This window comes from Streptomyces sp. NBC_01707, from assembly GCF_041438805.1.
GTDB lineage: Bacteria > Actinomycetota > Actinomycetes > Streptomycetales > Streptomycetaceae > Streptomyces.
This window is the reverse complement of the sequence record NZ_CP109190.1, coordinates 8,483,388-8,496,728: the sequence shown is the minus strand read 5'-3', so window position 1 is coordinate 8,496,728 and position 13,341 is coordinate 8,483,388. Positions and strand designations below refer to the sequence as shown.

The 13,341-nt window shown below is 70.5% G+C and carries 11 protein-coding genes; 3 read left to right on the top strand and 8 right to left on the bottom strand.

All coding sequences use genetic code 11. From position 1 onward, the window contains the following. Positions 1–45: 45 nt before the first annotated feature. The 6 genes from OG963_RS38010 to OG963_RS37985 all read right to left on the bottom strand — a co-directional run bounded on the left by OG963_RS38010 (position 46) and on the right by OG963_RS37985 (position 7,212). A complete protein-coding gene (locus tag OG963_RS38010) occupies positions 46–1,200 on the bottom strand; it encodes an anhydro-N-acetylmuramic acid kinase (protein WP_093778735.1) in 1,155 nt (384 codons plus the stop codon). Positions 1,201–1,279: 79 nt separating this feature from the next. Next, the gene (locus OG963_RS38005; RefSeq protein ID WP_362274775.1) at positions 1,280–2,302 is read right to left on the bottom strand and encodes an oligopeptide/dipeptide ABC transporter ATP-binding protein; all 1,023 of its coding nucleotides are present in this window, start codon (positions 2,300–2,302) and stop codon (positions 1,280–1,282) included. Further along, positions 2,299–3,339 (bottom strand): ABC transporter ATP-binding protein, encoded by a 1,041-nt coding sequence (locus OG963_RS38000; RefSeq protein WP_093778731.1) that lies wholly within the window; start codon positions 3,337–3,339, stop codon positions 2,299–2,301. The genes OG963_RS38005 and OG963_RS38000 overlap by 4 nt, the downstream gene beginning before the upstream one ends. Then, positions 3,339–4,250, bottom strand: a complete 912-nt coding sequence (locus OG963_RS37995) for an ABC transporter permease (RefSeq protein ID WP_093778729.1) — start codon at positions 4,248–4,250, stop codon at positions 3,339–3,341. Before OG963_RS37995 ends, OG963_RS38000 begins: the two co-directional genes overlap by 1 nt. A 2-nt stretch (positions 4,251–4,252) precedes the next feature. Continuing rightward, positions 4,253–5,251 carry an ABC transporter permease gene (locus OG963_RS37990; protein WP_093778727.1) on the bottom strand — a complete coding sequence of 333 codons (999 nt, stop codon included), beginning with the start codon at positions 5,249–5,251 and terminating at the stop codon, positions 4,253–4,255. A gap of 128 nt (positions 5,252–5,379) precedes the next feature. Continuing rightward, entirely contained in the window at positions 5,380–7,212 is a 1,833-nt protein-coding gene (locus OG963_RS37985) for an ABC transporter substrate-binding protein (RefSeq protein WP_177309233.1), read from the bottom strand. A gap of 280 nt (positions 7,213–7,492) precedes the next feature. On the opposite strand from OG963_RS37985, the gene murQ reads away from it, so the two are divergent. Beyond that, complete coding sequence (gene murQ, locus OG963_RS37980) at positions 7,493–8,401, top strand: N-acetylmuramic acid 6-phosphate etherase (protein WP_093778723.1); 909 nt, start codon at positions 7,493–7,495, stop codon at positions 8,399–8,401. Between the two features lie 62 nt (positions 8,402–8,463). On the opposite strand, the gene OG963_RS37975 is transcribed toward murQ, so the two are convergent. Then, positions 8,464–9,411: a MurR/RpiR family transcriptional regulator gene (locus OG963_RS37975; RefSeq protein WP_078878989.1), complete on the bottom strand. Its 948-nt coding sequence runs from the start codon at positions 9,409–9,411 to the stop codon at positions 8,464–8,466. An 86-nt stretch (positions 9,412–9,497) separates the two neighbouring features. After that, complete coding sequence (locus OG963_RS37970; RefSeq protein ID WP_176902376.1) at positions 9,498–10,574, bottom strand: serine hydrolase; 1,077 nt, start codon at positions 10,572–10,574, stop codon at positions 9,498–9,500. Positions 10,575–10,710: 136 nt separating this feature from the next. On the opposite strand from OG963_RS37970, the gene OG963_RS37965 reads away from it, so the two are divergent. Both OG963_RS37965 and OG963_RS37960 read left to right on the top strand, forming a co-directional pair. Then, complete coding sequence (locus tag OG963_RS37965; protein WP_371799913.1) at positions 10,711–11,631, top strand: GNAT family N-acetyltransferase; 921 nt, start codon at positions 10,711–10,713, stop codon at positions 11,629–11,631. A gap of 58 nt (positions 11,632–11,689) precedes the next feature. Next, positions 11,690–13,222, top strand: a complete 1,533-nt coding sequence (locus tag OG963_RS37960) for a glycoside hydrolase family 3 protein (RefSeq protein WP_093778717.1) — start codon at positions 11,690–11,692, stop codon at positions 13,220–13,222. Positions 13,223–13,341: the final 119 nt, after the last annotated feature.

Below are 13,341 nucleotides of genomic sequence, written 5' to 3'. Positions count from 1 at the left end.
GGCCGGTTCGTTCGCCCTCCGGGCCGGGCGGGCACGAGGGCGAGGTCAGCAGCTGAAGCGGGCGGCAGCCGGAGGCCCGGTCAACGGCTCCGGCAGCCGCAGCGGCCCGTGGCCCGGGGTGAGCCGGCCCAGCACCCGTCCTCCCGTCGCCCCGGTGCAGCTGGGCAGCGTACCCGGCAGACCGTGCGCGGTGAACCAGCCGAGCAACGCGAAAGCCACCGCCTCCTTGGCGGCCGAGGGCAGCCCCAGCGCGTCGGAGCGCAGCAGCTCGACTCCCGGCAGCAGTGCGCCGATCCGCTCGGTCAGCACCGGGTTGTCCGCGCCGCCGCCGGACACCACCAGGCTCCGCAGGCCTCGCTCCCGTACCGCGTCCGCAACCGTGCGCGCAGTCAGTTCGGCCAAGGTGGCCAGGAGGTCCTCGACCGGGAGCGGGGGACGCCCGGCCAGATACCCGGCCAGGTAGTCGGCGTGGAAGAGCTCCTTGCCGGTGCTCTTCGGCGGCTCGCGCCGGTAGTACGGTTCGGCGAGCAGAGCGGCGAGCAACGCCGGGTCCACCTGTCCGGCGGCGGCGAGCCGGCCGTCCTCGTCGTACGGCCGGCCGGTCCCTGCCAGTGCGGCCGCGTCCATCAGTGCGTTTGCGGGACCGGTGTCGAAGGCAACCGGCGCGCCCCGCCCGACCGACGTCAGATTGGCGATGCCACCGAGGTTCAGCGCCCCCGCCGGACCTGGCAGTCCGCTGAGCAGCAGCGTGTCCAGCAGCGACACCAGGGGTGCGCCCTGGCCGCCCGCGGCCACGTCGGCGGTGCGGACGTCGGACACCACCGGCACGCCCAGACGCTCGGCGATCCAGGCGGGCTGGCCGAGTTGCAGGGTGCCACGCACGGTCCCGTCGTCCACCCAGTGGTAGAGGGTCTGGCCGTGCGAGCAGACCAGGTCGACCGGCCCTGCCGCGGCCACCGTCGCCGCCGCGGTGTCGGCGAAGGACTGTCCGATGAGGGTGTCCAGTCGGCACACCGCGGCCAGCGTCACATCCCGCGGGGGCAGTGCGTCCAGGATCTCGGCGCGCAGTTCGGCCGGGTAGGGGTGTGCGGCCGAGTGGACGAGGGTGCCGTGCAAGGTGTCGTCGTCCAGGCCGAATTCGACGACGGCCGCGTCGATCGCGTCGTGCGAGGTGCCGGAGCTGAGTCCCAGGACTCTCACGGGGTTCCTTTCTGAACATGGGTGCGGGCGGGCCCGCCCCCTGGATGGAGCGGGTCCGCCCGATGCCTGATGCCGGAGGTCAGACGGCGGCCGGCGCAATCTCGACACCGACCACGCGCCGCGCCGTGGGGTGGAAACAGGCGTGGAGCTGTCCGGACTCCCCCACCGCTTCGAGGACGGGCCGTTCGGCCGTGCAGCGTTCGGTGGCGAACGGGCAGCGGGGTGCGAACAGGCAGCCGTCCGTGGCCACCTTCTCGTCCAGCGGGGCCAGTGGCGCCAGCCGGTCGGGTCCCGCCTCCTCCAGACCTCGCATGATCGGGATCGCCGAGAGCAGGCACTGCGTGTAGGGATGGACGGGTCCCTGGATGACGTCGTCGGTGAGGCCGCTCTCGATGACCTGCCCGCGGTAGATGACGTGCAGCTCGGCCCCCTCGCCGACGTACCGCGCCGTCGCCACGTCGTGGGTGATGAAGACCAGCGAGATGCCCAGGCGTTCACGCAGGTCGTGGAGGAGGGCGAGGATGCCCAGGCGCATCGAGACGTCGATCATCGAAACGGCCTCGTCCGCGATGAGCACCTCGGGGTCGACGGTGAGCGCGCGGGCGATGACCACACGCTGACGCTGACCGCCCGAGAGCTGGTGCGGGTACTTGGGGAGGACGCCGTCCGGCTCCAGACCCACCAGTTCCAGGAGTTCCGAGGCCCGTGCACGTACACCGGACGCCGAAGAGGCGCCACCCGTCTCCTTCGCGCGCATCCGCAGCGGATCGCCGAGGATCTGCTCGATCGTACGGGTGGGGTTCAGGGCCGAGTACGGGTCCTGGTGGATCATCTGGATGCGCCGGAAGTACGGGGCGCGCTTACGCGGCGAGAGCTTGGAGAGCGCCACGCCGTCGACCACGAGTTCGCCGCCGTCGAAGGTCTCGATCCCCGTAAGGATCTTGCCCAGCGTCGTCTTGCCGCAGCCCGATTCGCCGATGAAGGCGACCGCACCGCCCTTGGGGAGCGTGAAGTCCACGCCACGCAGGGCGTGGACCGTGCGCTCGCCGGTGAAGGCCCCGCGGGAGTGGTAGGTGCGGGTGATGCCGCGCGCCTCGATCACGACGCGTCTCCCTTCGAGGTGGTGGGGCCGACCACGGCGGCGTCCGCGTGGCACGCCCGCCGGTGGCCTGCCGAGTGCTCCGCGAGCTGCGGCTCGTCCTCGGCGCAGATGTCCATCTTGAAGACGCAGCGGTCACGGAACACGCAACCCGTCCTCGGGATGGTGGTGAGGTCCGGCGGGCGGCCCGGCAGGGCGCGGGCCGCGGCCGGGTCGCCGACGATGCGTGCCGTGGCGCCGATCAGAGCCTTGGTGTAGGGGTGGGTGGGGTTGCGGAGGAGATCCAGCGTCGGGCCGTGCTCGACGATCCGGCCGCCGTACATCACGGCCAGGTTGTCGGCGAGTTCCGAGACCACACCCATGTCGTGGGTGACGATGAGGGTGCTGAGGTTGTTCTCGTCGTGCACCTGGCGGATGATCTTCAGCACCGCGGACTGGGACAGTACGTCCAGAGCCGTGGTCGGCTCGTCCAGGATGAGGACCTTGGCGTTCAGCACGAGGGCGAAGACGATGCCAAGGCGCTGGCGCATGCCGCCGGACAGCTCGTGCTGATAGGAGTCGAGAACGCGATTGCCGTCCAGGCCCATCCGTTCGGCGATCTGCTTGGCGCGGGAGAGCAGGCCCGGGAGATCTTTGACGTCGTGCGAGCGGCCCAGGTCCAGAATCTGCTTGCCGATGGTCTTCAGCGGGTTCATGGAGTTCTGCGACGCCTGGAAGACGTATCCGAGCGCCGAACCCCGCACCGTCCGCATCGTCTTGGCGCTGAGCGTCGTCACGTCACCGATGCCGTCGACGTGGATGGCGCCGCCCGCGATCCGGCCCGGCTCGGGCACGGCGTTCATCAGGGACAGGGCCAGGGTCGACTTGCCCGATCCGGACTCCCCCACCAGGCCGGTGATCTCACCGCGACGCAGGTCGAGGGAGGCGTTCGCGACAGCCGGGTACTCCGAACCGTTGATGCGGTAGTGGACCCTGAGGTCGCGCACGCGGACCTCGGCCTCCGCGGCCTCGGGCGCGGACTTCTTCGTCGTCGTGGTCATCAGCGCTCCCTCAGTCGCGGGTTGAACAGCTCGTCGATCGCGTCCAGGAACAGCACCACGCCCATGATCAGGAGCAGGATGCAGGTGAGCGGGGCGAGCAGGTAGAAGATCGCCTCGGGGCTCTGCAGCGCTCCTCCGGAGAACACCGCCTGGTTGATCATCACGCCCCAGTTGGTGCTGGTGAACGGCACGATGCCGAGGAAGAACAGCCCGACCTGGGCCTCGACGAAGCCGATGACCGACAGGAGCAGGTGCATCGCCACGTACGGGGCGATGTTCGGGAGGAGCTCGCGCACGATGATGTGCCGGCTGGGCAGCCCGAGGCCGCGTGCGGCCTCCAGGAAGCCGCGCTCGCGCAGGCTCAGCGCCTGGGAGCGGACGGCGCGGGCGATGCCGCCCCAGCCGACGACGCCGAGCACGAAGCCCATCTCCAGCGGACTGTCGAACTTCCACACGGTGGTGAGCACGACGAGCAACGGCAGGCCGGGGACCGTGAGGACGAAGTCGGTGAAACGCATCAGCGCGGAGTCGGGCAAGCCGCGGTGGAAGCCGGCCAGGAGACCGACGGTGGTGCCGATCGTCGAGGCGAACAGGGCGGCGAGGGAACAGGTGAGCAGTACATAGCGGCTGCCGACGACAGTGGCCTGGAGCACGTCGGAGCCGGCGAAGTCGGTTCCGAGCCAGTGCTCCGCGTTCGGCGCCTGATAGATCGCGTCCGGGTCGATGGCGAGCTGGTCGCCGTAGAGCATCGGGCCGAAGGTGCCCATCAGGACGAAGAACACCAGGATGGACAGGCCGACGATCCGGCCGGGCTTGCGCGTGAGGACGCGCCAGATGCCGGTCCAGCGGGAACGCCTCGCAGAGGGGGCATCAGCCGGACGGGACGGCTCGGTGAGCGTCGCGGTGGTCATGGTCAGCGCCTCACTCGGGGGTCGATCACGGAGTAGAGGAGGTCCGCGACGATGTTCGCAAGCACCACCGCGGTGGTGATCAGCAGGAAGGCACCGGTCATCAGGGGATAGTCACGCTTGCCGATGCTGTTCAGCAGCAGCTGCCCGACGCCGGGGTAGTTGAAGGTGGCCTCGATCAGGATCGCTCCGCCGAACAGCGTGCCGAACGAGAGGGCGAGGGTGGTGAACAGCGGCAGGATCGCGTTGCGGCCGATGTAGCGCATCCGCGTGCTGGGGGTGATGCCTCGCAACTCGGAGGCGAGGATGAAGTCGTCACCGAGGACGGAGACCACGCTGGAGCGCATGCTGAGCATCCAGCCGCCGTAGGAGATGAGGACGTACGTGGCGACCGGGAGGATCGCGTGATACGCGACGGACGACATGTACTCGGCGTTCCATCCGGGGTCCACCAGGAGTGTCTCGGAGACGGTGCCGCCGTACGGCAAGGCTCCCAGGTTGGTGTAGAAGACGGTGATGAGCAGGATCGCGATCACGAACGAGGGGATGCCGGCGATCATCGAGGCGGCCAGGCTCAGCCCGCTGCCCAGGCGGGACGACCGCTTCACCGCCGCGACCACACCACTGCTGACACCGATGCAGAAGCTGATCAGCAGGCCGCTCATGATGGGGATGACGGTCCACGGCAGGGCGTCGCCGATGACATCCGCGACCGGCACGCCGCTGTAGGAGATCGAGATCCCGAGGTGACCGTGGAGCAGGTCGCTGATGTAGTGCGTGTACTGCGTGAACAGCGGGTCCTGCGAGGTGAACCCGTAGATGACCGAGGCCTTGGCCTTGGCCTCCTGGGAGTTCATTCCCATGGCGACGTACTTCTCGTACGCCACGTCGCCCGGTTTGCCGGGCAGGGCGTGGACGAGGAAGAACGTAAACGTGGCCACGATCCAGATCATGACCGCGCCGCCGACCAGTCGGACCGCGATGGTGCGCGCCAGTCCCTTCACGTTCCTGCACCTCCTTCCTTGTCGTAGGGGTTGTCGTGGATCAGCGCGCGAGCGGGGCGACGGCCTGGTGCGGCTGCCGCCCCGCGGTGGTGCGCCGTGCGGTGGTTGGTGCGTTTACCCGGCCTGGATCACTTGCCCTTGGCCTGGATGTAGCCCTGCATCATCCACACGCCGGGCTGGTTGGCGAGGATCTCGTCCTGCCCGTTCTTCGGCCAGTTGGTGAAGTTCTTGTCGTAGGTGAACTTCACGTTGGTGTAGTCCCACATCGGGATGACGGGAACTTCCTGGTTGGTGGCCTTGACGAGCTGGGCGATGACGGGCTTCTTGGCCTCGGTGTCGAGGCCGGCGAGGCCGGCCGTGAGCTGCCCCGGGTTGATGGACTGCCCGTCGACCGTGAAGGTCTCGTCGCCGTGCATCCAGTTGCCGTCACCCTTCTTCTCGGTGTGGGTGACCTTGTTGCCGTTGGCGACGAAGCCGTCGCTCTCGCCGTACAGGCGCTGGAAATTCTGGCGCGGGTCGGAGCCGACGGCGGTCAGCCACCAGCCGACGTCGAACTTCTCTGCGGCCATGTCCGTCTGGTAGGCGCCGAAGTCGGCGGAGAGGGCCGGCTTGGTCTCGATGCCGAAGGCGGTGAGTTCGTTGGCGACGACGGTGGAGGCGGCGATCCAGTCACTGAAGCCGTTGACGGTCTGCAGCGTGATCTTCCACTGCTTGCCGTTCGCCAGGTACCACTTGCCGCCCTTCTGCTTCAGGCCTGCGCCCTTCAGCAGTTCGGCGGCCTTCGCCTCGTCGTGGGCGTACGGGTTGAGCTTGCCTACCGCGTCGGCGCCCAGCCACTGCTCGGTCGACTTGCGGATCATGCCGGTGGGGGCGGTGGCGGCCATGCCGCCGACCGGCTGGCCCACCTTGGTGATGGCCTCACGGTCGAGGATGTACGCCAGGGCCTGGCGCACCTCCTTCTTGTCGTAGGGTGCCTTGCTCTGGTTGAAGGCGATCGAGGCGTTGACGTAGGAAGTGCCGTCGGCGCGCTTGTACCCCTTGGCCAGGATCTGGTTCAGGACGTTCGTGGGGATGGCGGTGAAGGGCGCGGCGTCCAGGTCGCCGTTCTTCATGAAGCCCCAGATCTGCTCGTTGCCGGAGTAGTGGCGGATGACCACCTGGCTCGGAGCGATCTTGTCGAGGTCGTAGAAGTACTTGTTGCGGACGAGGATGGCCGAGCCGGGGTTGACGCGCTTGACCACGAACGGGCCGGCCGAGACGTCCTTCTTCGGCGCGAAGGCCGCGATGGCCTTGCCGGTCTCGTTCAGCTTGTCGACAGCGGCCTGGGCGGCGGTCGCCTTGGACGCGTCCACCTGCTGGCTTGCGGCGATGGTGTCCCAGATGTCGGCCGGCACGAGGTGGCCGTAGACCGACTTGGGGACGATGGACTGGCCCAGGATCTGCTTCGCGAAGTTCGCGTTGTTGGTTCCGGCGGCCTGCTTGAACTCGATGTCGTGCTTGCCGACGGAGGTCACGGAGGCGACGTTGAGGCCCTCACTCAGCTGGCCGGAGCCGACCGAGGCGGTGCCCTGGGTGAGCGCGATGGCCATGGACATCTTGATGTCCTCGACGGTGACCGGCTTGCCGTCGGACCACTTGGCGCCGGGCTGCATGTGCGCGACCAGGGTGTCGCCCTTGATCTCCCAGCTCTTGGCGAGGCCCGGGAAGGAGTCGTTCGCATCCATCGGGTTCTTCTTCTCGAACCCGAGACGCATCGAGTTGTAGCTGAGGAACGTGTTCCCGTTCGGGCTGTACGGGTTCATCGGCGCGCCCGGGGTGATCGGGTTGTTCGCGTCGACCGTGGTGAAGACGCCACCGCCGTTGGCGCCGTTCTTCGCACCGGAATCCGGTGCGCACGCGGCGAGGGTACCGAGCGTCGCGAGGGCGGCGGACGCTGCGACAAAGTGCTTGAACCGGACCATAGCGCGTGGTCTCCGATCGGCAGGCAGAAGTGGAGTGTGTGGGACAAGGCCTGGGGGGTGAGCAGACCGTAGGAGCGGCGCCATGGTTATGTCAATGAGTTGCGTTGGCCGAATCCAGTTCGTAATTTACCGCCACACGCGGGGGCCGAGATCGCCCGAATCGCGGTGAGAGGTCGACAACGACCCATCCGCCCTGGCGGAAACTTACGCTCAACTCTCAAACCATGTGGCAAAGTTACGCGCGCTCGTCCGCCCGCCCTCCCACCGAGAGGAAACCGCGATGCACCCGCAGCTTCCGGTACGAATCGACGCCCCGACCGAACGCCGTAACCCACGCACCCGCGACATCGACGACGTGCCCACCCTGGAGGTGCTGCACCTGCTCAACGCCGAGGACCGGATCCCGGCCGAGGCAGTCGCCGCAGTACTTCCCGACATGGCCCGGCTGGTGGACGAGACGGCGCGCCGGGTCCGGGCCGGCGGCCGGCTGCACTACTTCGGCGCGGGCACGTCGGGCCGCCTCGCGGTGATGGACGCCGCCGAGCTGATCCCCACCTACAGCCTCCCGCCCGGCGTCGTGGTCGCCCACCACGCGGGCGGACTGCGCGCACTGGTCGAGCCGGTGGAGGGCGTCGAGGACCAGGAGTCCGTCGGGGCGGCCGACGCTGCCGAGGTGGGGCCGGGCGACGTCGCGGTCGGCATCGCCGCGAGCGGCCGCACTCCCTACGTCGGCGGCGCCCTGCGCGCCGCTCGGGCGGCGGGCGCCTTCACCGCACTGGTCAGCGCCAACCCCGGGGCCGAGCTGGCGGATCAGGTGGACATCCACCTGGGGGTGGACACCGGTCCTGAGGCGATCGCCGGCTCCACCCGGCTGAAGGCTGCCACCGCGCACAAGATGGTGCTCAACAACCTGTCCACGGCCGTGATGGTGGCGCAGGGTCGTACGTACTCCAACCTGATGGTCGATGTGGCCGCCACCAACGACAAGTTGCGCGGTCGGGTCCTCAACATCGTGGTGGAGGCCACCGGGCTGGACGAGGACCGCTGCGGCGCCGCCCTCACCGCCTCGGGAGGGGAGTTGAAGACGGCTCTCGTCGGCCTGCTCGCCGACTGCTCCCCGCAGCGGGCGCGCGAGGCCCTGGAGGCCGGCGGCGGGAGCGTCCGCGCGGCCCTGCGCACCCTCACCTGAGTGCGGACGAGGATGCCCCGCGACCCGGTGGGTCGCGGGGCATCCTGGTCACCGGGGGCCGGTCACTGCGGGGACCGCCGCCGGTGCACCGCCGTGTACGTGCGCTCCAACGCCCGCGTCGTACGGCTGTAGTTGCGCTGCGCCACCCCGACGAACAGGCAGTCCACCAGCGTCAGCGCGGCGATCCGGCTGGACATCGCGCCCGACCGGAAGGTGGTCTCACGCACTGCGGTGGTCAACACGTGGTCGGCCACTTCGGCGATCGGCGAACGCGGGAAGTTGGTGATCGCGATCGTGGTGGCACCGTTCTCCCAGGCCTCGCCCAGCGCCGCCACGGTGTCCGTGGTGGCGCCGGTGTGCGAGATACCGATCGCCAGGTCACCGCGGCCGAGCAGAGCGGCGGACGTGAGCGCACCGTCGGGGTCGGGCCAGGCGGTCGCCCGGCGCCCGATACGGTGCAGCTTCTGCTGGAAGTCGAGCGCGATCAGCGCGCTCGCGCCGACGCCGTACAGGTCCACCGCGCTCGCCCCGACCACCTCGTCGATGGCCCGCTCCAGGATGTGGAGGTCGAGTTGGGCAATGGTGTCCTCGACCGCGCGGGCGTCGGCGAAGCCCAGCTTGCCGACCACGTCGGCCAGCGAGTCGCCGGGCCCGATGTCGCTACCGGCGCTGGACCAGGCGGGGCCGCTCTCCTCGCTGCCGGCCGCCGAGGCCAGCTTGATCCGCAGGTCGGGGTAGCCCTTGAGGCCCACGGCCCGGCAGAACCGGACGACGGTGGTCTCGGAGGTGCTGCATTCCGCGGCGAGTTCGCTGATGGTCTTCCCGGCCACCCCGACGGGATCGGCGATCGCCGCTTCGGCGACCCGCCGCTCCGAGGGTGGCAGAGAAGGCAGCAGGGCCCGGATCTGCACCAGCACCGTCTGTGGCGGCGTCGCGCGCTCTGCGGTGGGTGCTGCGGAGCGCCGGGAGGCGTCGCCGCCTCCGCGCTGTCGGTCACGTGGGGCAGACATGTGGGAATCCTACGGGTTCGTTGGGGTACGCGTCGCTGAGTGTCCGGGATATGTACGATTCGGGCCCTTGATGCACCACTTGGCGCTCAGCCGCGCACGGGCTCGGCGCGGGCCGCCACGGTGGCGTGCACAACACGTCGCAACTCCTTCGCCCGCGCCCCGCGTCCGTAGTGCACGGCGTTGGTCAGCAGCACCACCCAGATCCCGGTGACCGGGTCGAGCGCCAGGCTCGTGCCGGTGAAGCCGGTGTGCCCGGCGCCGGTCGCGGGCCAGTGCGGGGACATGTGGTCCCAGACGTCGCCGGGCAGCGTCCAGCCGAGCCCCCGCGCGCCGTCCAGCCCCACGGTCTGAAGGCTGAGCGCCTCGGAGCGGGTGCGGGCCGACAGCGGCGACTCGTCGGCCAGCCAGCAGGCACGAAGGTAGTGCGCGAGGTCCGGCGCGGTGCCGAACAGCCCGGCGTGCCCGGCCACGCCGCCCAGGCTCTCGGCGTTCTCGTCGTGCACCACGCCACGCTTGGGCTCTCCGCCGGGTGGTGCCTCGGTGGCGGCGGTGGCCGCCCGCCAGTCCGCGGGCGGCAGGTAGCGGGTGGCGGTCAGGCCCAGCGGGTCGAGCACCAGCTCCCGCACGGCGGCGTCGAGCTGTTGTCCGGCCACCGTGACGACGATCTCGCCGAGCAGGATGAACCCCAGGTCGGAGTAGTTGACGACGGTGCCGGGCAGATGGTCGAGGGGCTCTGCGAGGACGGCGGCGATCCGGTCCGCGGGGCCGCCGGGAAGCTTCCAGTAGTCCCGGTGCGGAGGCAGGCCGGAGGAGTGCGACAGGAGATGACGGATCGTCACTTCGCTCTTGCCCGCCCCGGTGAAGCCCGGCAGGTGGCGGCGCACCGGGTCGTCCAGTCGCAGCGCCCCGGTGTCCGCGAGCCGCAGCACGGCGGGAGTGGTGGCCACCACCTTGGTGAGGGAGGCCAGGTCGAAGACCGTGTCCGCGGTGACCGGGCGCCCCGACGGACCGGCGGCGGTGGTACCGAACGCGGCGGTACGGACGGGGCCGTGCGCACCGCGTCCGGTGATCAGGACGGCTCCGGGAACGACACCCTGCTCCACCGCGTTCCTGACGAGGTCTGCCGGATCGGGGAGACTTGCGGGATCTTCGCGGACGGTCATCACGGCCTGCTTTCCGATGAGGTGCGGGGGGCTGACATCCCGATCATCTCGCTGGTAAATTTCCACCGCAATACCGAGCCCCGATGTCATTCACTTACAATCCGGTGTCCCCGGAGCTAACTCGAGGTGAGCAGGCATGACGAACCTTCCGGCGGCACGCACCGCGACCGAGCACGACCTGCCCGCCCTGCGAAGCCTCGCCCGCGCTGCCCTTGTCCACGACAGTGACGCCGAGGACGTGTTCGATCTGCTGTGGTCGCAGACCGCGGGCCACCCGCAGCTGCGGGTCCTCGCCGAGGACGAGGGGAAGCCGGTGGGCGTCGCCCTCGCCGCACTCCGTCCCGCCACTGCGAGCGCCCCCGCCACCGGCCACATCGATCTCATCGCCGTGCACCCCGGGATACAGAGCCGCGGCGTCGGCCGCGCTCTGCTCACCCGTGCGGAGGAGCTCCTCGTCGTTGTTGGGGCCGGCCGGCTGATGATCCGCGGCAGGCCTCCGTACTACGCCTGGCCCGGCATCGACATCCGCTACACCCGCGCCGTCTGCCTGGCCGAATCCAGTGGCTACACCCGGGGCCCCGAGGGCCTCAACCTGAGCGTCGATCTGCGCACCGCCCCGCTCGGCACCGTCGAGGACGAGGCACGCCTCGCCGCTGCCGGGGTACAGGTCCGCCGCCTCACGCCGGCGGACGAGAAGCCGTTCCTCGCCTGGATGAACCAGTGGGGCGGCTCCTGGGACGGCGAAGCGGCTCGCGCCCTGACCTACTCCCCTCCGCGCGGCCATGTCGCCGTCCGCGAAGGCGCCGACGGCCCGGTCTATGTCGGCTTCGCCTGCCACGGCGTCAACCGACGCTCCTGGTTCGGCCCGATGGGCACCGAGTCCTCGGAACGCGGTCTCGGCGTCGGCACCGTGCTGCTCCGACGCTGTCTCGCCGACCAGCGCGCCTTCGGACTCGACGAGGCGGAGATCGGCTGGACCGCCCCCATCCACTTCTACGCCCGCGCCGTCGACGCACAGCTCGGCCGGGTCTTCTGGACCTACAGCAAGGACGTCTGACCTCTCGGCGGGCCGGCCCGTCCCGAGGAACCGACCGCCCAGCCCGAGAGGAACCGCCATGCCGCCCACCCCCGCCCCCCGTCCCACTCGGGCCGACGGTGAACTCCTCGCCCTCGCCGACCGCGTGCTGCAGCCCGGCTTCCGTGGCACCACCGCCCCTGACTGGATCCGCCGCCGACTTTCCGGCGGACTCGGCTCGGTACTCCTCTTCGGGCCCAACATCCGAGACCGCGCGCAGACCGCCGCACTCACCGCCGCCTTGCGCGCCGAGAACCCCGATGTACTGATCGCCGTCGACGAGGAGGGCGGGGACATCACCCGGCTGGAGGCCGCGACCGGGTCCTCCTATCCGGGCAACCTCGCCCTCGGCACGGTAGACGACCCCGAACTCACCGCCGCCGTCGCCACCTCCGTCGGCGGTGAACTGCGCGCCGTCGGCATCGGCCTCGACTACGCCCCCGACGCCGACGTCAACTCCAACCCCGACAACCCGGTCATCGGCGTCCGCTCCTTCGGCGCCGACCCGACAGTCGTCGCCCGGCACACCGCCGCCTGGGTGCGCGGGCTGCACGACGCGGGGGTCGCCGCGTGCGCCAAGCACTTCCCCGGCCACGGCGACACCGACACGGACTCCCACCTCGACCTGCCCACCGTCGCCATGGACGCCGACCGCATCGCCGAGCTGGCCCTGCCGCCGTTCCGCGCCGCCCTCGCGGCCGGCGCCCGCGCGGTGATGACCGCCCACCTTCTCATCCCCGCCTACGACCCGGATCGCCCCGCCACCGTCAGCCCCCGTGTGATCATCCAACTGCTGCGCCAGGAGCTGGGGTTCGACGGGCTCGTCGTCAGCGATGCCATCGAGATGCAGGCGGTCCGCGCCCGCTACGGACTGGCGGGCGCGGCCGTCCGCGCACTGTCCGCCGGGGTCGATCTGATCTGCCTCGGTGACCGATCCGGCGACACCGAGTTCGCCGGCCTGCGTGCCGCCGTCGCGGACGCGGTGGTCCGCGGCGAACTCCCCGAGGAGCGGCTCGCCGAGGCCGCGGCCCGTACCGCCGGGTTCGCCACCTGGCAGCGGGCCCTGGCCGCGTCCGTTCCCGCGCCGTCCCCCGATCGGGCGCTCGGACTGACCGCCGCCCGCCGCGCGTTGCGCATCAGCACCGATGACGCTGCCGCGCTGCCGCTGCAAACCCCTGCCGTTCTGGTCGAGTTCGGTGTCCCCGGCACCGTGGTCCAGGGCGACGCAGTGCCATGGGGCCTGGGCCCTGCCCTCACCGCACTGATGCCCGGGACCGTCCGCACCACCCTGCCCGCCCTCGCGCCCTTCGACCCGGCGCAGGCCGACCGGATCCTCGCCGAGGCCGCCGGCCGACCGCTCGTCCTCGCTGTCCGCGACGCCCACCGCCGGCCCGCCGTGCGGGACTGGCTGCGTGTACTGCTCGCCCGCCGTCCCGACGCGATCACGGTGGAGCTCGGTGTCCCGCACCCCGGACCGGCCGGTGCCGTCCGTATCGACACCCACGGCGCCGCCCGCGTCTGCGGGCAGGCGGCCGCGGAGGCCCTCGCAGGGCGGACACTTCCCGGAGTGTGACCGTCGCTGTGCTGTGGTGCCGGCCGGCACCACAGCACAGCGCGATGCCGGCCGGTCGCGACCGGCCGCGCCGTGACTCTTTACGTACCTGTCATGCACGGGTAACTTCCTGACCGCAA